Consider the following 17,906-nt stretch of genomic DNA (forward strand, 5'->3'; position numbering starts at 1 on the left):
GGGCGAAAAATAATCATCATTTTAATTAAATGGTAACCACTCATCCATCTTTTATGATATTATAACAGCAGGAGGGAGAGCAGGAAAACGCAGCACATGGCCACTATGCCCATGATCAGCGTGGCGATGGTATATACGCGGAGCATATCTTTTACCTCCAGGCCTGAGAAGCGGGAGATGACCCAGAAGTAGGCGTCGTTGGTATGCGATACCATCATAGAACCGGCGCCCATGGCCAATACACACAGCAGTGGACCGTTGGGCGCGTGTAAGCCAAGCGCAGGCAACAGCGGATGAATAATGGAGGCCGCCGTGATGATGGCCACCGTGGAAGAGCCCTGTGCCGTTTTAAGGATAGCGGTGACGAGGAAGGGTAATAGTATGCCCGTGCCCGTTATAGCCGGGTTGTCGGCGATATGTGCGCCAATGCCTGCTTTGGCGAGGATAGCGCCAAAAGCGCCGCCGCCGCCGATGATCACGAGGATGCCGGCAGCTTTCTCTGCACCTTCCTGTAGTATTTTGCCGAAACCTTCACCCTGTCCTTTGCGCAATCCCGGCAGTGCCAGTACGATACCAATGGTAATGGCGATCTCTGGCGTGCCGGTAAGATTTAATATCTGTAACAGCGGGGAAGAAGAATTTTGTTCCAGCGTAAAAACAGAACGCAGGGCAATCAGCAGAATAGGCACGGCAATAGGCAGTACGGCCATCCAGACGGAAGGCAGCGTCTCCGGCGTGGCGTCGGTTTCCATAGTGCCGGGTGTTATAACAGGCAGGCATCGGCCTGCGTATAACGACCACGCATATCCGCAGAAGGAAGCTGGTAAAGCGATCAGCAAGCCGAATAACATCACCCTGCCCACATCGGCCTGGATAACGCCGGTAGCGGCCGTAATGCCGGGATGAGGCGGCATCATACAATGAACGGCATACAGACCGGTGGCCAGCGAGGAGGCCATGATCACCATCGATACGCCGGAACGCCATGCCAGCGCCTTGTTGAGGCCACTAAGCACAATAAACCCGGAGTCGCAGAAGATAGGCATGCCTACTATATAGCCGATGATATTCAGCGCCAGCGGCGAACGTCCGGTGCCGGTTTGCCGCAGCACGTAAGCGGCCAGCACCGTTGTGCTGCCGGTATGTTCGAGGATGAGTCCCAGTGTAGTGCCCAGGATAATGAGCAGCCCGAGTGAACCAATGATTTGTCCGAAACCGGTTTTAATGATGGTGAGTATATCCGTTAACGGTAGCTGGAAAATGACGCCGGCGAGTAAACCGGCCAGCAGTAAAGCGAAAAAAGCGTGTATGCGGTAGCGTGCGGTCAATATCACAATCAGTGCGATACCAGCCAGCAGCCCGCTGATACTCTGCAACAGCGAGATATTGTTCATGGGCGGCAGTGATAGTTCTGATATCCTACAAGATATCTATTATATCGCCATTCCGCAAATATATAATTAACCCCGGGCGGATGCCCGGGGCTGTGACGCTGGTCTGCCTGGTGGCGAAGATCAGTGCTGTGTTGATCGTTGTTCGTCTGAAGTATCGTCCTGGCTTGTCTTCTTTTTTTGCTTTGATCTTCGTTACCAGGAGGACCAGGCGTCGTGGTGCTATCACAACAAATGTGGAGGCAGGGGTATTCCTTCGCTGAGGTCTTCTGTCACCGGCGCCAGCCGTCTTGTTTCCAGCGGGATGATACCGGACCAGACGGGGAGGTCTTTGTCTTCGTCATCGCCGGTCATGCCGGTACGCACTTTGGCGGATGCTTCATCGAGGGAGAAGGCGAGCACGGTGGTTTTGCGGACTTCATTCTCGCGGATAGGACGCAGATAGTCCCAGCTGTTGGGAACGAATTTTTCGGTGAGCCAGCGGAAGGCTTCTATTTTCTGTGGCACGTCCTCAATTTTTTCGGGGGTACCGAACAGGATGACGGAGCGGTAGTTAACAGAATGGTTGAAAGCTGATTTGGCTACCACGATGGCATCTATCAAGGTGACAGAAATACATACCGGCAGGCCTTTTTCTATTTCGCGGATGAAATGGCTGCCCACGGAACCATGGATATATATTTTGTCTTCATGGCGTACAAATCCGGTAGGAATGGCAAATGGTTTATTGTCAAGCGTAAAGCTGATAGTGCAAACGAGCGCCTCGTCCAGGATGGCGTGGATGGTATCCCGGTCGTAGGCGGCCCTTTTCGGATACCGGCTGGGCGTAAGATGTGGGGGGATAGGTTGCATGTCGTTGTAATTTTTTACAAAGTTGTACCTTTATTGGCTCGGTGTTATCATCCGATTCAGATAAAATGAGTAGTCCACTTTTTTCCTTGTTACAATTAGACCGGGAAGACAAGCAGCCAGTGTATTTACAGCTGGCCAATCAGTTGATGGGATTGATCCGGACCGGCCCCCTGCATGCCGGCCAGCGGCTGCCCAGCAGCCGGGAAATGGCAGAGAAGCTGCAACTGCACCGCAAGACGGTGGTACGCGCCTACGATGAACTGTTGGCCCAGGGCTGGCTGGAAAGCCATACCGGCAGCGGCACTTTCGTGGCCCGTCATCTCCCGAAAACAGAATTACAAACGCTGACAGATAGCAGGGAAGCCCCTTTCAATCCGCAACGCACGGCAGGTTTCTCCTTTACCGTCCCGGAACACCTCAACCGTCCGGTGATGAAGGCCACCAGCCATCTGCACCTGGACGATGGTTTTCCTGATGCACGCCTGGCGCCGCTGGAAGAGCTGACGCGTAATTACCGCGGTCAGCTGCTGCATGGCAATCCTTATGTGCGACTGGGCTATGGGGACACCACCGGCGCTTCCCGTTTGCGGCAGGAACTCTCCACCTATCTTAATGAAACCCGGGGCCTTAACACCACGGCGGAAAATATCCTGATCGTCAGAGGAACTATTATGGGTTTCTTCCTGGTAGCCACCGGGCTGGTAAGCAAAGGGGATAATGTAGTCAGCGCCAGCATGTCGTGGGCCGGCGCAGCGGCTAATTTTATGCAGGCCGGCGCACATCTGCATACCGTGCCGGTAGATGAGTACGGTATGGACACCGATGCGCTGGAACGGTTATGCCAGCAGAAAAAGGTGCGCATGGTGTATGTGACGCCGCATCACCATTATCCAACTACCGTTGTGTTGCGGACCGACAGGCGTTTACAACTGTTACGCCTATCTGAAAAATATGGTTTCATCATTTTTGAAGATGATTACGATTATGATTTCCATTACCTGAGCAAGCCGCTGGCGCCCTTGGCCAGCGCAGACAAAGCCGGTATGGTGTTGTATGGCGGGTCATTTACCAAAGCCATATCCCCGGCTTTTCGTGTAGGCTACCTGGTGGGTTCTGAAAATGTGATCAACTACCTGGCCAAGTTGCGGCGTATTGTAGATCGTCAGGGGGACCTGATGCTGGAGAATGCTTTCGCGGAATTGCTGCACAGCGGTGTGATACACCGGCACCTGCGCAAATCGTTGCGCCTGTACAGGGAGCGCAGGGACGTGTTCTGCGAGCTGCTGCGCTCCGAACTGGGCAACGATGTGGACTTTCAGGTACCGGTGGGCGGCATGGCCGTATGGACTGGTTTTGACACCCGCATTCATCTGAAAACGCTGGCGGAGAAGGCGCTGCAGCAGGGCCTCTATTTCTATGACGGCCATACCTTCGATGTGCCGGGCAGGAAAATAAACCACACGCGGCTCGGTTTCGCGTCTATGACGCCATCAGAGCTGGAACAGGCGGTGGGCATCCTCCGTAAAATTATCAGGAAGATATAGGAGAAGAATGCATTTTAACCAAGGCAGATTCTTCCACGATAGCCCTTGTTTTAGGCAGGCATTCCGGATAATTTTCGCGGATGTATTTCACCAGTTCTTCACGCATGTAACAGCGCAGGTCAAAGGCATTTCCCGACGTGGCGGCGCTCATCAGTGTTCTGACCTCGATGGTGCGTTCAGTCGTGTTCGTTACCTGTAATGCGCTGGCGCGTCTGTCCCACAGGGGGGAGGCCATCAGCAGCCGGTTGAACTCCGCCCTGATTTTATCTACCGGTGCTGAATAATCGAGATAAAAGAAGGCTGTCCCCAGTATTTCGGAACTGGTGCGGGTCCAGTTCTGGAAAGGTTTCTCAATAAAATAATTGATCGGCAGGATCAGTCTCCGCTGGTCCCAGATATTCAGTACCACATAGGTAAGGGTAATTTCTTCCACACGTCCCCATTCACCCTCCACTACCAGCACATCATCGATACGGATGGGCTGTGTAAAGGCGATCTGAAAACCGGCAAGCAGGTTGCCCAGCGATTTCTGCGCAGCAAAACCAATGATGATACCGCTGACGCCTACGCCGGTAAGCAGGCCTGCGCCCAGTTTGCGCAGACTGTCAAAACTCAGCAGGATGGCACAGGCGGTGAGTATTAATACGACGGAGATGGCCAGTTTACGTATAAATTGCAGCTGGGTACGTATTTTCCGCTCTTTCAGGTTGTTGGTCTTCTTCAGGTCGTACGTATGGTACACATAATCTTCTGATACTTTGATGGCGCCAATCACCAGTGCGGCGAAGGAAAGCGTGAGCGCTATTTCCACTACGCGGCTCAAGAGTGGCTCATCTTTAGCGGGTATCCGCATCAGTGGCATCAGCATGTTAAGGATGAGCAGCGGCAGGAAATAATTAAATGCTTTTCCCAGGTGGAGCAGTGAACTGTGTATCAGTGAAAAATCTCCGTCTTTTGCAGCTGTTCTGCGCAGGAACTGCGCCAGCAAAAACTTGATCAGCCATCCTGCAATTACTGAAATGCCCACCAACATCAAATCCCATATGATGTTGGGCAAATGGTCCGTTTTTTCTAATATATCATTCCACATAGGCGCGCAGGGCACAAAAACGGTGCCGCAGGGGGATTCTAACATTAAAATAATGTTAGAATCAAATTATCGTGTCGGTTTTAAAAAGACAATTGAATAATTTTTATCATAGCATATCGTTATTGAGTACAACCAAGATCAGATATTCCTGTATGAAAAAATTCCTCTTCCTGCTGTTGAATGTTATGCCTGCTGTATTGTTCGCCCAACAGCGTTATAATCTCGATATGGAAAAAACAGATTCGTCGTCGGCGTTGCCCACAGGCTGGACAGGCTTTGCCGCCAAACCCACAGATGACTGTCATATGTTGGCGGATAGTGTAACGGTTTATTCGGGGAAATATGCTATGCTGTTAACGAAAGACAGTATTCAGGCAACAACTCCCGCTATAGTGGTTTATGAGATACCGGTAGACTTTTATGGTAAAACCGTGAAGCTGCGCGGGTACGTACGGACCGAAGCGGTAGAAGGTGGCTGGGCAGGGCTCTGGATGCGGGTGGACGGAACGAGGGCTTTTGATAACATGAGCAATCGCGGTATCAAAGGCACCACGCCGTGGACACCTTACGAAATAGAACTGAAACTGGACAAATCAGCTACGCAGGTGACGCTGGGAGGACTGCTGACCGGAAAAGGCAAAATGTGGATGGACAGTCTTTCTTTTTTTGTTGACGGGAAAAATATGGCGCTGGTACCGGAGGCGAACATTAGCGATAAAAAAGATGAGCTCAGCTGGCTGAAAGCCCACGCCATGCCGTTGAAGACGGTGGATGCCGGTCATGGCAGCGAAGACCTGCAGGGCCTGAAACCATTGATTGGCGATGCACGGATAGTAGCGTTAGGTGAATGCACACATGGCTCCAGCGAAATATTCCGGATGAAGCATCGGCTGCTGGAGTTCCTGGTGACAGAAATGGGTTTCCGCATTTTTGCAATAGAAGCCAGTATGCCGGAAACCAATATGATGAATGAGTATGTGTTACATGGTAAAGGCAGTGCGGAAAAAAGCCTCGATGCCATGTATTTCTGGACATGGAATACCCGGGAGGTGTTGGCAATGGCCAAATGGATGCGGGCCTATAATATCGCGCATCCGGATAAGATGGTGCAGTTTGTGGGTTTTGATATGCAGTTCAGCAAAGGCGCTTGTGACAACCTGTCGCAGTTTGCCGCGCAGTATGCGCCGGAACTGAGGCCGGTGGTGGACTCTGTAGTACTGTTCTTCGATAAACATAAGGGCATTAGTTTAAATCATCCTGTCTCCCGTGAAGAAAAAGCGAAGGTTGCCGGATGGCTGGAGGAGGCCGTTGACCTGTTTAAAAAACACCGGCAACAATATGCGAAGCTGGCGGGAGACACTATGGTGGCGTGGCAGGCCCATCATCTGGTGGTGTTGCAGCAATTCCTGAAATTGAACACGGATTTCCGTTCCGTTCGTAATATTCGTGACGATGCCATGGCAGAGAATGTGGCCTGGATAGCAGCGCAATATCCCGGTCAGAAGCTGGTATTATGGGCACATAATGGACACATAGGCAGAAGGCCAGCCGTCATGGGTGGTCATCTGGACAAGACATTTAAAAAAGACATGGTGGTTTTGGGCTTTGGTGTTGCAGGAGGGCAGTACACGGCCATGAAAAAAGGCCCGGTCTTGCGGAGCGACAATGTCCTCTGCGCGCCAATACCGCGGTCATTTGAACGTTATGCGCAGGCCAGCGGCATTGGTAATTTTATACTTGATATCCGCAGACAGCAGCTGCAGGATAAAAGGGCGTCATGGCTGTTGTCCAGCGCCCGTTTGCGCAGTATCGGCGCATTGGCAGTGGAGCAGTGCAACTCCCAGTTTGAAGGCGGTATATTGCCGGATGTTTACGATGCTATTATCTACCTGGAGAACACTACTGCCAGTAAAATGAATATCAGCCAATAGGCGTCACCGTTACCAGCGGTACGCTATCTTTAGTAAAAGGTGGCTATAACGCACTGAGACGCGCAGAGGTTTACATATTTGGAATTAGCCCGCGTGATGTATATATTTAGTGACTGTAAGGTAGAAATTTCACGTTACTGCTAAAATTCCATTATTGATGAAGAAAATATTATCAGGCATGGCACTGTTGCTATGCAGTTTTTCCACGCTCCTTGCGCAAAAATATCAGGCCGACTGGAACTCACTCAACAAACGGGGCATTCCTGCATGGTTCAACGAGGCCAAGTTCGGCATCTTTATCCATTGGGGCGTGTATGCCGTGCCTTCCTTTGCCGTGGTAGGCCCTGGCGGTTATTCTGAATGGTACTGGTATAACCTCGACGGCACCAAAGAAGGCAGTCACGCTAAGGTGCAGGCCTTCCATGATCAACAGTACGGTCATGACGTGCCTTATCAGCAGCTGGAAAAACAATTTAACGCATCCCTCTTTGACCCGGCGCAGTGGGCGGATGTATTTCAGCGCTCCGGCGCCCGCTATGTGGTGCTTACCTCCAAACATCATGAGGGATATTGTTTGTGGGACAATAAACAGGCCGATGCCTCCTGGGGCCGGCCCTGGAACGCAGTAACGGGAACGCCTAAACGGGATTTGCTGGGCGACCTGACAGTGGCCGTCCGTAAGGCGGGCCTGCGCATGGGATATTATTATTCGCTGTATGAATGGTTTAACCCGTTATGGAAATCAGACAGGCAGCGGTATGTAAAAGAAGTGATGATGCCGCAGTTCAAAGACCTGGTGACCCGGTATAAACCATCGGTTATTTTTTCCGATGGCGAATGGGAGATGTCTGACACCGCGTGGCATGGTACAGAGCTGCTGGCATGGCTGTACAATGAATCGCCGGTGAAAGATGAAGTAGCTGTAGATGACCGCTGGGGCAGCAATACACGCGGCAAAAACAACGGCGCCACTTATCTGACATCGGAATACGGCAGTGGCATGCAGCCGGGCGTGGTATGGGAAGAGAGCCAGGGCATCGGACAATCATACGGCTACAACCGGATGGAAACCGCAGACGATTATAAAAAAAGCAACGACCTGCTGTTACTGTTGACAGACATCGTATCACGCGGCGGCAACCTGTTGCTGGATATCGGACCTACCGCCGACGGACGTATCCCGGTAATTATGCAACAGCGGTTGCTGGACATGGGCGCATGGCTGAAAATAAACGGTGAAGCCATCTATGAAACGAAACCCTGGAAAGAAACCCGCCAGTGGAGCGGTGGTAAAAGGCCTGAGGTAAAAGAAGCCAGCTATATGTCTGGTTACAATATCTCCACGATGGTGCAACCTTCTGCTGCACACGCACATATAGAAATGTTTTTCACTACCGCGAAAGATGCCTTATATTGCATAGTGCCACGTTTTGAACAACAATTGCTCATCCGTAACTATACCGCTCCTAAGAATGCCGCCTGTAGTATTCTGGGTTGCAACAAATCAATCAAAGGGCAGCAGCGGGGAAAGGATTATGTGATCGATTTATCGGGGCTTCGCCCGGGAGATGTTTCTCCACAACTATTTGTAGTGAAGATAAAATAAGCGCTCATGAATTTTGAAGTAGACTGCCTCCGCGAGGCTGGGCTGCTGGACGCACCCTCATTGTTATCTGTATTGGGAGAAGGCTGGACGGAAAACGATGTCCGCCGCCTGTATCCGTTAGCGTTACCACAGGCAATAACAGGCCGGAAGATGGAACTGGTGCGGCAACTGGCCGATGCTGACGGGCATTCCCGTTTATACCGGGTAGGGGAGTATTACCTGTTTGAATCTATCGATGGCTGGATGCATGATATATTTGCCAGCGAGCCGCTTATGCTGGACCTCATAGCGGCCATGCAACACCTAAAGCAAAAAGGATAAAAAAAATAGAGACCCCGGTTGATTGCAGCCGGGGTTTCGTACTTTTAGGCGGTAAAAAGAACCATCAGCATGTCTCAGAAAATCCAGCTGCTTGCTATTTCCGGCAGCACCCGCCAACAGTCTTCGAACCATCAGTTGATACAGGCTATCGCCGCCCTGGCCGCAGATGTGGCCGATGTACAGCTGTTTGAAGGACTGACCGGCATCCCGCATTTTAATCCCGATCTTGATACGGACCAGCCTCCCACTGAGGTGACTGCTTTTCGCGAACGCCTGCGTGCTGCCGATGCCCTGCTGATCTGCACCCCGGAATATGCGATTGGTGTGCCGGGCACTCTGAAAAATGCCATCGACTGGACCGTTTCTTCCATGGAGTTCTCTAAAAAGCCTGTAGCGTTGATCACGGCCGGCACCTCCGGCGTAAAAGCCCATGCATCCCTGTTGGGCACTTTGCTGATAATAGAGTCGAAAATAGCCACTGAAGCGCAGCTGGTGATTTCCGCAGTGAGAACGAAAGTGAGTCAGGAGGGGGTTATTACAGACGCGGACACACTGGATAAAGTAAAGGCGCTGGTACATGCGTTGATAGCAGTGGTGAAGGAAGAACCTGTGGAGCTGCTTCCCCCACCATCGCTGCGTTAAATTATTTTCTGTGCCATGGTATCAGCGTGTCTGCCGGCACATCATATTCGTAAAGCTTTCTTGTTGCGGTATTGATATATAACCATCCATCGGTGACAAATCGGGGGTTGGAATGGTCTTCCTCTTCCACATGGTGACCAAGATGGATGATCATGTATTCCGCGGAATCTGTTTTCTCTGTGTTGTCCAGTATCCAGGTAAAGGAACTGTCTTTCACGGCGAATTTGATCAGTTCATTGCTGGTTTCCTTTGCGTAAGCCATGATCAATGAATCAGCCCAGGCCGGTGTGGCGCCGGGAATATTGTTGGCATCAGTTTTTGCCTCCGCTGTTCCAGCGGCGGGCGGCGCGGCGTTGACAGTAGCTGTGGTGGTGTCGGTTTTCCCTTGTTGGTCATTTCGGTCAGCACAGGCCATGGTCATGCATACAGGCATCAGGTAAATAAAATACTTCTTCATAAATTATGTCTGGTATATAAACGTCTACCTCGGCGCTAAAGTATGTAAATAAATTAATACCTGTTGGATTATGCCGGAAAAAACAATACCAGGTATGGCGCTATAGCCTGTGTAGCAGCTCATGTACCGGGCATAAACAAAATGTTTTTTTTAAGGAGGATGGAAATTTTTTTTATCTTCCTCCCTATGAGAAAACTATTGTCCGTCCTATTTTTGTTCCCGTTATTTTCCTTTGCCCAACGCCAGGTGGCTATTACCATGGATGACGCGCCTATTATGGCTTTGCCGCCATATTACACCGCTGCGCAACGTAAAGCTGTCAGCGAAAAACTGCTTCAGCAAATCAACGCGTTACGCACGCCGGTGAGCGTCTTCATCGTTGGCGACAACTGCATCGCCCCCGATAATCAGCAGCTGCTAAAGAAATGGACCGACAACCCGCTGATAACGCTAGGCAGTCATACGCTGCATCATCCCAATTGTGCTGATTTGTCCATCGACAGTTTTAAAATGGAAGTGATGGTGAATGATTACATCATCAGGGCTGTAGCGAAAGATAAACCAGTGCCTTATTTCCGTTTTCCCTACAATGACATGGGGAAGGACAGCATGGCACAGGCCGAAAGAACAGGCTATCTGAAAGAAAAAGGATATACGGCTGTCCCGTTTACGATAGAGAGCAATGACTACCTGTTTGAACGGTACTATCAGGATGCGTTAAAGACAAAAGATAACCGCAAAGCGAAAGCCATAGGGGAAGCGTATATCCGTTACACGTTATTTTCGTTTGATTATTTCGAAAAACTGGCGCGGGAGGTATTTGGCCGTGACATTCCACAGGTATACCTCTGTCATGTGAACCAGCTGAATGCCGACCATTACACTGCGCTGGTGAAAGCCTTGCAGCAGCGTGGCTATCGGTGTGTGTCCCTGCAGCAGGCAATGCAGGACAATGCCTACAATACGCCACTGTACGATCATAGCCCGTATGGCTTTTCCTGGCTGTTCCGCTGGATACCGGATGCGGCTATACGGAAAACGCATCTGCGAAACAGCCCGGAGTCGGATAAAGAGCTGGCGGCGTTTAAGTGATTATAATTTTGCCTTGATATTTTTCAGCTGATGGATATGCCTTTGCGTATGGGTGTTGATGAACTGTATCCATTCGTAGCGCGTGAAGGGACCGAAGCCGTACACGACAAAATCGAGACAGGTATCTTCCAGCGTAGTGGTTTGCGCCGCATGGAGGAGGCTGTCCCACCGCTGGCGCAGGCCCTGCAACAGCGCTTCTTTATCATGGCTTTCCTGTGTGGGCAGTACCATTTCCGGCGAGGGGTATTTGGCGTTGAAGTTGAGGAACAGGTCACGGATGGCCTGCAGCTGTTCGTCCGGCTGACGGTCAGTAGGGGCGGTGTTGCCGTATACAATTCCGCAATCGGCCGCTTTATAGACATGCTCCGCCACCTGTCCGGGCGTCCAGCTGCCTTCAAATGGACGGTCATTGATCTGCGCTGCGGAAAAGGAAGATACTGTTTCCAGCAGTGCGTTGCCGGTGGCTTCTACTTCAGTGATGAGTGCTTGTCGCATAACATGTGGGTTTTGATGCAAACTTACTATGCTTTCACCGCCCCAGGAGGGTGTAACTATGACTTTTCACGGGGTGCATTGCGACAATGCATTTTAATAGCTATCTTGTGCGTGAAAATATATTCCACGTAAAAGAACTCACCATGGATTTACAAACATTTATGACTGCCATGAATGCTGCCCGGCCCCCTGATGGGCTGACAGTGTATTTGCAGGCATTGTGGTATGCAGGCAAAGGTGACTGGGACCATGCGCATGAGCTGGTCCAGGACCTGCCGGACCGCGATGCGGCCCATATTCACGCCTATCTGCACCGCGTTGAAGGCGACCAGTGGAACGCAGACTACTGGTACCGCAGGGCAGGGGAAAAAAGCCCCGCTGTAGGACTGGAAACAGAATGGCAACAGCTCGTCAGCAGTATGCTGGTTGCCGGTAAAAAGTAAACATCAACCTAACTCAACAAATATTTTATGAAAGAAAAAATCATACTGACCGCCCTCTTAGCTGGCGGATGTTATATGGCACAGGCACAGGACCAGAAAGCCAAACCGGAAGATACCGAAATCTACAATCCCGTTCCGCCGGAAGTAAAGCCCGGCAAAAAATGTGGAGACGCTCCTTCTGATGCCGTTATCCTGTTTGACGGATCTAACCTTGACCAATGGGTAATGGCAGACGACAGGAACACACCTGCCAAATGGGACGTATCTAAAGGTATCCTGACGGTCAACAAACAGGCAGGTAACATCGAAACCAAAAAATCGTTTAACAACTATCAGCTGCATATCGAATGGCGTGTACCGGCCAACATTACCGGCACCGGCCAGGGCAGGGGCAACAGCGGCGTATTCCTGGCTTCCATTGGCAAGGGCGATGCAGGCTATGAGTTGCAGGTACTGGATTCCTACAATAACAAAACGTATACAAACGGCATGGCGGGCAGCATCTACAAACAACATGTTCCGCTGGCCAATCCTATTAACAAGCCGGGTGAATGGCAGGCATATGATGTGATCTGGACAGCGCCTGTATTTGGCAGCGATGGTAAACTGGTAAGCCCGGCCAGGGTGACCGTACTGTTTAACGGGGTATTGGTACAGAACAATGTGGAGCTGAAAGGTCCTACCCAGTATATCGGTACTCCGGCCTATCGTCAGGCACATGGTCCCAGCCCTATCAAGCTGCAGGCCCATGGTGACAAGAGCGAGCCACTGAGCTTCCGGAACATCTGGGTACGCGAGTTATAATTCTTTTTTGCTGCTCATTTGAGTATCAGATGGGCAGCAAAAACCATTTCCCGCAGCAGTAACTGCATGTCTTCCAGCAGCCAGTCAAACAACGGGTCTTCCTGCCTTCGCCTGTAGGCCGTCACTACTTTCCCCACTACTTTTGTTAACCGGTAGCTCATGATAAAAGGGGTTCGAACGGTGTTAGTACTTTTCTCATAAATATAATATTTGCCGAATACAAACTTACTGTCGGATTCTTATATCCGGGGGCCTCTATTACGACAAAAAAGGAGGTTGTTTACGACATTGGTTTTTTTTATATTTGGTACATGAAACACATATCCATCCTCGTCCCCAAAGGTGATGTAGCCCTATCTTGCATCGAAGGCTCATTTACTGTGTTTAACAAGGTCAATGACTTTCTGGCCGCATCGGGCAGATCCCCTTTATTTAAAGTGCAGCTGGTGGGGCTTGCACGGGAAGCAGAAACTTACCACCGTCTTTTTGCTGTAACACCGGACCTCACGCTGGATGAAGTCAGTCAGACAGACCTGATTGTTATTCCTGCGGTGAACGGCGACATGCAACAGGTGATCAGTCAGAACCAGGAATTCTTCCCCTGGATTGTAAAGCAGCACCATAAAGGCGCCGAAGTGGCCAGCCTTTGTGTGGGCGCATTCCTGCTGGCATCCACCGGATTGCTGGACGGAAAAAAATGTGCCACCCACTGGTTTGCCGCTCACCATTTCCGGAAGATGTTCCCCGACGTACAGCTGGTCTCAGAAAAAATCATTACAGATGAAGGTGGTATCTACTCCAGTGGCGGGGCGGCCTCCTTCTACAACCTGATCATCTACCTGGTGGAGAAATACGCCGGCAAGGAACTGGCCATCCTCTGTTCCAAGATGTTTGAAATTGAATTCGAACGCAGCAACCAATCACCCTTTATCATCTTTGAAGGCCAGAAAAGCCATGATGATGAACCTATCCGTAAAGCCCAGGAATACATCGAAAATAATTTCTCGGAAAGAATCACGGTAGACCAGCTGGCCACCATGTTCTCCCTCAGCCGCAGAAACCTGGAAAGACGTTTTAAAAAGGCTACCTCCAATACAGCCGTTGAATATATGCAGCGCGTAAAAATTGAAGCTGCCAAAAACAGCCTGGAAAGAGGTTCTGAAAACGTAAGCGAAGTAATGTATAAAGTAGGATACACCGACACCAAAGCATTCCGTACCACCTTCAAAAAAATCACGGGCCTCTCTCCGCAGGAGTACCGTAACAAATACAACAGACAAGCCATCGCCAGCTAACTGCAGGGACGGCTGTCTGATTTTTGTAGCTTTTCTTCCTCATTCAGTCTGCATCCGGATGGGTATTTTACTGCCCATCCGGGAAGGATTTGTGCTGTCCGTGCGTTATCAGGGACAGGCATAGTTTTTATCCCTGTCACCGTATAAAAACACGGTGATATGAAAACATGCCCGGACGAATCCAACAGGGAAGCACATACTTTTTACCAGGAAGCACTCCACCACCTGAATGCCAGCGGCGCCGACTATATGCTCGGCGGCGCCTTTGCCATGTTCTTTTATACCGGTATCTACCGTGACACCAAAGACCTGGATATTTTCTGCAAATGGACCGAATACCCTAAAATCCTGCAATATTTTGCCGTGCAACCCGGCTACCGGGTAGAACTTACTGACGTACGCTGGCTCGCAAAAGTGTATAAAGGCGATTATTTTATCGATATTATTTTTGATACGGTCAACAATATCTGCCGGGTAGACGATACCTGGTACCAGCACACCGTCAGCACCACCTTTGAAGAGGTGCCGGTGAAACTGATGGCCCCGGAAGAACTGGTATGGTGCAAGATTTATGTGCAGAACCGCGAACGCTTCGATGGCGCGGACGTGAACCATATCCTGCTGCGGTGCAAGCCGTTCGACTGGAAACGGCTGCTTTTCCGGCTCGATCAGCACTGGCATCTGTTACTGGCGCAACTGTTGATATTCCAGTTCGTATATCCGGCTGATTATCCGGACATCATTCCGCGCTGGCTGTTTGATGAGCTGATGGACAGGGCCCGTCAGCAGTATGAACTGCCACCGGCGGTGGAAAAGGTCTGCCGCGGTCCTTTCATCGACCAGACCCAATACGAAATCGACGTCAAAATATGGAATTATAAAGCATACACTATTAAAACCGTATAGTCATGACCGATACCAAACATCCTGTCCGCATTGCTGCTGTGGCAGATCTGCATATAACGGCGGCGGACAAAGGCCAATGGACCGAATGCTTCAAAGAAGTGGCTACGCAGGCAGATATCCTGCTGCTGTGTGGCGACCTGACCGACACCGGCGACGAATCAGAAGCCGCGGTATTATACGATGAACTGAAAGTCTGCAATATCCCGGTCATCGGGGTGATGGGCAACCATGACTGTGAAAAAGGACGGCAGAAAATTATCCGTAACATGATCCAGGGCATCGCCAATGTGCATATCCTCGATGGAGAGGCTATTGTGGTGCATGATATCGGTTTTGCCGGCGTAAAAGGCTTTGGCGGCGGTTTTGACGGTCATATGCTGTCCATGTTCGGGGAAAACGCGATGAAAGCGTTTGTGCAGGAGGCGGTGGATGAAGCGCTGCACCTGGACAGGGCGCTGGCCAAAATAGAGAAAGAGCATCCGGGCATGAAAAAGCTCGCGCTGCTGCATTATTCACCTGTGTCGGAAACAATTGCCGGCGAGCCGGAGCAGATCTATCCTTTTCTGGGCTCTTCCAGGCTGGCAGAGCCGCTTGCCCGCCACAAGGTAGTTGCCGCTTTCCATGGCCATGCGCATCATGGCCGGCTGGAAGGCCATCTCGGCGACGTGAAAGTCTTCAATGTGGCAAAACCGATACTGCTGGGCGCCGGGTATAAACATCCGTTTTTTATGTTCGAGGTGAGCTGAAGCCTGTACATTTTTTGCTGTCATAACGTTACCGTATATACGAAGGGACCGCTACCGGCGGTCCCTTCTAAATTTCATGTCATCGGTTACAGGTCTTCCGTCAGCGGTTCGTCTCCCGCCAGTTCTTCATCGTCAATAGGTGTTTGTTCCGGTATATCCTCTTCCGCCCTTTTCTGTTGTATTATCCGTTCCCTGCTATGTGGATCTTGCGGATGCAACGTTTCATCTGTAACCTTTTTGTGCTCATTGCTACGGTCAGAGCCGGTTGTTTTTTCTTCTGCTGGCATAAAAAAAGATTTACGGATGGAAAATAAAACCGGTACGCTACCGGCCTGCCTTGTCATGGTAGGCCTGTTCCCATGCATTGATAGCCTCGTCCGGAGTACTGCCGGTGCCGAGGATGACAGCATCGCTTCCTGCACCCAGTACACAGAAATATTCAGGCCCGTCGCGATATACATCAGGCATAAAATTTCTGGCGGCAGGAGGGAGTGCCGGATTACTATAGTCTATCTTTACATGTTCTCCTTCTAACGAGAAATGGTTCATACTTGAGCTGTTTTCTCCACCTATCCGGTCTAAAAACCATGCCGTTGCCGCCAGTCATTTTCTTTGTTTTATACAATAAAAGCAGGGAAATGTGCAACGCCCGGGACCGCCGGTTATATTACTTTTGCCGTGACAGACGCAACCTTCGGTAGCATATCAGCATGAACTGCAAAAACATAAAACATATTGTGTATTTGTGTAGCTAAACTGCCGCTGCCGTGGCTACTGTCAACCTTTTTGACAAAAGAATATCTTTTATAACAGTTGTAGGTTAATGATAAACCGGGGTATTCCTATCCCGGTTTTTTCATGATTTGTGTAGGTTGTTCCACGATGAAAACCGGCTACAGCCTTGTGTCAGGGGGCTGTACACTTGTGTCCGAAATTTGTGTTAGGAATGGACATGCGTTATTCCCGTATTTTAGCCGGCGAGTGGACCGGTTACCAAAACCTGATTTTCGATAAGCTGTACAGATGGGGCGTTGCAGCTGTGAAAATGTTACCCAATCTGGTGGTGGCCATCATTGTGCTGCTTATGTTCTGGCTGTTTGCCCGGTTAATGCGGCGCCTGGTCTATCGGTTGGTATGGAAAATGACAGGCACCGTAGCTATTTCCGGATTGGTGGCCAGCACTGTTAACCTGTTGTTGTTGCTGATAGGGCTTTTTGTTTCACTGAACGTATTGCGCCTGGACAAAGCGGTCACCTCTATGCTGGCCGGCGCTGGCATTATTGGACTGGCACTGGGCTTTGCGTTTCAGGACCTGACAGCCAACTTTATCTCCGGTATTTTTATCACCTTCCGTAAACCCTTTTCAGTAGGGCATATCATTGAATCCAATGGATTTACCGGCACGGTGAACAACATTCAATTGCGCTCTACCACGATGATCACAGCAGATGGGCTACATGTGATCATACCCAATAAGGATATTTTTCAGAAACCGATCATCAATCATTCCCTGACACCGCTGCGGCGCATTAACCTCACTTTTACCCTGCCCGTCAGCGACCGTCTGCCGGAGGCGGAAAAAATTATGTTGGACATCGTACAGAAAAATAAATCGGTGATACCGAAGCGGCCACGCACGGTACGTTTCGACAGTATTGAAGGGGGCAATGTAAAAGCATTGCTCTGCTGCTGGGTCAATAACGAGCAGGAAGGTACTTATGAAGGCACGGTGCATGAGCTGATCGTAGGTGTGACCAGTGAGTTAAAGAAAGCCGGCATACTTTGATGCCCGCTTTTTGTGTATCTTCCCGGCATGATGCCCACCGCCGAAAATATGACGATTCAACTGCTGGGAACCGGGGACGAACTCCCTTATGACCTGTTGCTGCTGGCCGATCCCTCCCGGGAGATCATTGATTCCTATATCCGTGATTCCCGCGTGTATGTGGCCCTTATTGGCGATGTACGTGTAGGCGTATACGTACTGACGCCTTTGGAAGATAAAAAAGCGGAAGTGAAAAATATTGCCGTACATGAATCATGGCAGGGGAGAGGGCTGGGGAAACAGCTGCTCACCGATGCCGCGATAAAGGCCAGGGACCTTGGTTTCAGGACACTGGTGATTGGTACGGGCAATTCCAGTGTGGCACAATTGTATCTCTACCAGCGCAGCGGTTTTGAAATTACCACTATCCGCAAAGACTTCTTTATACAACATTACCCTGAGCCGATCTATGAAAACGGCATACAATGCAAACACATGATCATGCTTGAAAAGACGCTCTGAAGGG

21 protein-coding genes are annotated in these 17,906 nt (G+C 50.4%); 13 read left to right on the forward strand and 8 right to left on the reverse strand.

Annotated features, from left to right (window positions below; genetic code table 11):
- Positions 1-59: 59 nt before the first annotated feature.
- A complete protein-coding gene (locus ACTJJS_RS03850) occupies positions 60-1,394 on the reverse strand; it encodes a GntP family permease (protein ID WP_440662492.1) in 1,335 nt (444 codons plus the stop codon).
- A 222-nt stretch (positions 1,395-1,616) separates the two neighbouring features.
- Positions 1,617-2,243, reverse strand: coding sequence for a pyridoxamine 5'-phosphate oxidase family protein (locus ACTJJS_RS03855; protein WP_440662493.1), 627 nt, complete (start codon positions 2,241-2,243; stop codon positions 1,617-1,619).
- A gap of 65 nt (positions 2,244-2,308) precedes the next feature.
- On the opposite strand from ACTJJS_RS03855, the gene ACTJJS_RS03860 reads away from it, so the two are divergent.
- A complete protein-coding gene (locus ACTJJS_RS03860; RefSeq protein WP_440662494.1) occupies positions 2,309-3,787 on the forward strand; it encodes a PLP-dependent aminotransferase family protein in 1,479 nt (492 codons plus the stop codon).
- Here ACTJJS_RS03860 and ACTJJS_RS03865 read toward each other — a convergent pair.
- Positions 3,774-4,844 carry a mechanosensitive ion channel family protein gene (locus ACTJJS_RS03865; RefSeq protein ID WP_247654813.1) on the reverse strand — a complete coding sequence of 357 codons (1,071 nt, stop codon included), beginning with the start codon at positions 4,842-4,844 and terminating at the stop codon, positions 3,774-3,776. The two genes, ACTJJS_RS03860 and ACTJJS_RS03865, sit on opposite strands and share 14 nt — an antisense overlap.
- Before the next feature lie 185 nt (positions 4,845-5,029).
- Between ACTJJS_RS03865 and ACTJJS_RS03870 the strand changes: the two genes are divergently transcribed.
- The 4 genes from ACTJJS_RS03870 to ACTJJS_RS03885 all read left to right on the forward strand — a co-directional run bounded on the left by ACTJJS_RS03870 (position 5,030) and on the right by ACTJJS_RS03885 (position 9,377).
- Complete coding sequence (locus tag ACTJJS_RS03870) at positions 5,030-6,808, forward strand: erythromycin esterase family protein (protein WP_440662495.1); 1,779 nt, start codon at positions 5,030-5,032, stop codon at positions 6,806-6,808.
- Between the two features lie 157 nt (positions 6,809-6,965).
- Positions 6,966-8,414 (forward strand): alpha-L-fucosidase, encoded by a 1,449-nt coding sequence (locus ACTJJS_RS03875; RefSeq protein ID WP_440662496.1) that lies wholly within the window; start codon positions 6,966-6,968, stop codon positions 8,412-8,414.
- A gap of 6 nt (positions 8,415-8,420) precedes the next feature.
- Positions 8,421-8,735 (forward strand): hypothetical protein, encoded by a 315-nt coding sequence (locus ACTJJS_RS03880; protein ID WP_168869169.1) that lies wholly within the window; start codon positions 8,421-8,423, stop codon positions 8,733-8,735.
- A gap of 69 nt (positions 8,736-8,804) precedes the next feature.
- A complete protein-coding gene (locus ACTJJS_RS03885) occupies positions 8,805-9,377 on the forward strand; it encodes an NADPH-dependent FMN reductase (protein WP_440662497.1) in 573 nt (190 codons plus the stop codon).
- Position 9,378: 1 nt separating this feature from the next.
- On the opposite strand, the gene ACTJJS_RS03890 is transcribed toward ACTJJS_RS03885, so the two are convergent.
- Complete coding sequence (locus ACTJJS_RS03890) at positions 9,379-9,834, reverse strand: hypothetical protein (RefSeq protein ID WP_440662498.1); 456 nt, start codon at positions 9,832-9,834, stop codon at positions 9,379-9,381.
- A gap of 186 nt (positions 9,835-10,020) precedes the next feature.
- Between ACTJJS_RS03890 and ACTJJS_RS03895 the strand changes: the two genes are divergently transcribed.
- Complete coding sequence (locus ACTJJS_RS03895; protein WP_440662499.1) at positions 10,021-10,926, forward strand: polysaccharide deacetylase family protein; 906 nt, start codon at positions 10,021-10,023, stop codon at positions 10,924-10,926.
- Here ACTJJS_RS03895 and ACTJJS_RS03900 read toward each other — a convergent pair whose 3' ends face one another.
- Entirely contained in the window at positions 10,927-11,421 is a 495-nt protein-coding gene (locus ACTJJS_RS03900) for a DinB family protein (protein WP_440662500.1), read from the reverse strand.
- Between the two features lie 143 nt (positions 11,422-11,564).
- On the opposite strand from ACTJJS_RS03900, the gene ACTJJS_RS03905 reads away from it, so the two are divergent.
- A complete protein-coding gene (locus tag ACTJJS_RS03905; RefSeq protein ID WP_168869164.1) occupies positions 11,565-11,864 on the forward strand; it encodes a hypothetical protein in 300 nt (99 codons plus the stop codon).
- Between the two features lie 27 nt (positions 11,865-11,891).
- Positions 11,892-12,668 (forward strand): 3-keto-disaccharide hydrolase, encoded by a 777-nt coding sequence (locus ACTJJS_RS03910; RefSeq protein ID WP_440662501.1) that lies wholly within the window; start codon positions 11,892-11,894, stop codon positions 12,666-12,668.
- Between the two features lie 14 nt (positions 12,669-12,682).
- Here the strand turns inward: ACTJJS_RS03910 and ACTJJS_RS03915 are convergent, their stop codons facing one another.
- A complete protein-coding gene (locus tag ACTJJS_RS03915) occupies positions 12,683-12,829 on the reverse strand; it encodes a hypothetical protein (RefSeq protein ID WP_440662502.1) in 147 nt (48 codons plus the stop codon).
- A 150-nt stretch (positions 12,830-12,979) separates the two neighbouring features.
- Between ACTJJS_RS03915 and ACTJJS_RS03920 the strand changes: the two genes are divergently transcribed.
- The 3 genes from ACTJJS_RS03920 (at position 12,980) to ACTJJS_RS03930 (ending at position 15,615) form a co-directional block, all read left to right on the forward strand.
- Complete coding sequence (locus tag ACTJJS_RS03920; protein WP_168869160.1) at positions 12,980-13,963, forward strand: GlxA family transcriptional regulator; 984 nt, start codon at positions 12,980-12,982, stop codon at positions 13,961-13,963.
- Positions 13,964-14,122: 159 nt separating this feature from the next.
- Complete coding sequence (locus ACTJJS_RS03925; RefSeq protein WP_440662503.1) at positions 14,123-14,869, forward strand: nucleotidyltransferase; 747 nt, start codon at positions 14,123-14,125, stop codon at positions 14,867-14,869.
- A gap of 2 nt (positions 14,870-14,871) precedes the next feature.
- A complete protein-coding gene (locus ACTJJS_RS03930; protein WP_343744936.1) occupies positions 14,872-15,615 on the forward strand; it encodes a metallophosphoesterase family protein in 744 nt (247 codons plus the stop codon).
- An 86-nt stretch (positions 15,616-15,701) separates the two neighbouring features.
- On the opposite strand, the gene ACTJJS_RS03935 is transcribed toward ACTJJS_RS03930, so the two are convergent.
- Together ACTJJS_RS03935 and ACTJJS_RS03940 are read right to left on the reverse strand one after the other, a co-directional pair.
- Complete coding sequence (locus tag ACTJJS_RS03935) at positions 15,702-15,902, reverse strand: hypothetical protein (protein WP_168869157.1); 201 nt, start codon at positions 15,900-15,902, stop codon at positions 15,702-15,704.
- 37 nt (positions 15,903-15,939) lie between these two features.
- Positions 15,940-16,164: a hypothetical protein gene (locus tag ACTJJS_RS03940; protein ID WP_168869156.1), complete on the reverse strand. Its 225-nt coding sequence runs from the start codon at positions 16,162-16,164 to the stop codon at positions 15,940-15,942.
- Between the two features lie 397 nt (positions 16,165-16,561).
- On the opposite strand from ACTJJS_RS03940, the gene ACTJJS_RS03945 reads away from it, so the two are divergent.
- Together ACTJJS_RS03945 and ACTJJS_RS03950 are read left to right on the forward strand one after the other, a co-directional pair.
- On the forward strand, positions 16,562-17,401 hold the full coding sequence (locus ACTJJS_RS03945; RefSeq protein WP_440662504.1) for a mechanosensitive ion channel family protein: 840 nt from the start codon (positions 16,562-16,564) through the stop codon (positions 17,399-17,401).
- A 48-nt stretch (positions 17,402-17,449) separates the two neighbouring features.
- Positions 17,450-17,902, forward strand: a complete 453-nt coding sequence (locus ACTJJS_RS03950) for a GNAT family N-acetyltransferase (RefSeq protein WP_440662505.1) — start codon at positions 17,450-17,452, stop codon at positions 17,900-17,902.
- Positions 17,903-17,906: the final 4 nt, after the last annotated feature.

Origin of the sequence: Chitinophaga sp. 22308, assembly GCF_052045305.1 — a bacterium.
GTDB classification, from domain to species: domain Bacteria; phylum Bacteroidota; class Bacteroidia; order Chitinophagales; family Chitinophagaceae; genus Chitinophaga; species Chitinophaga varians_A.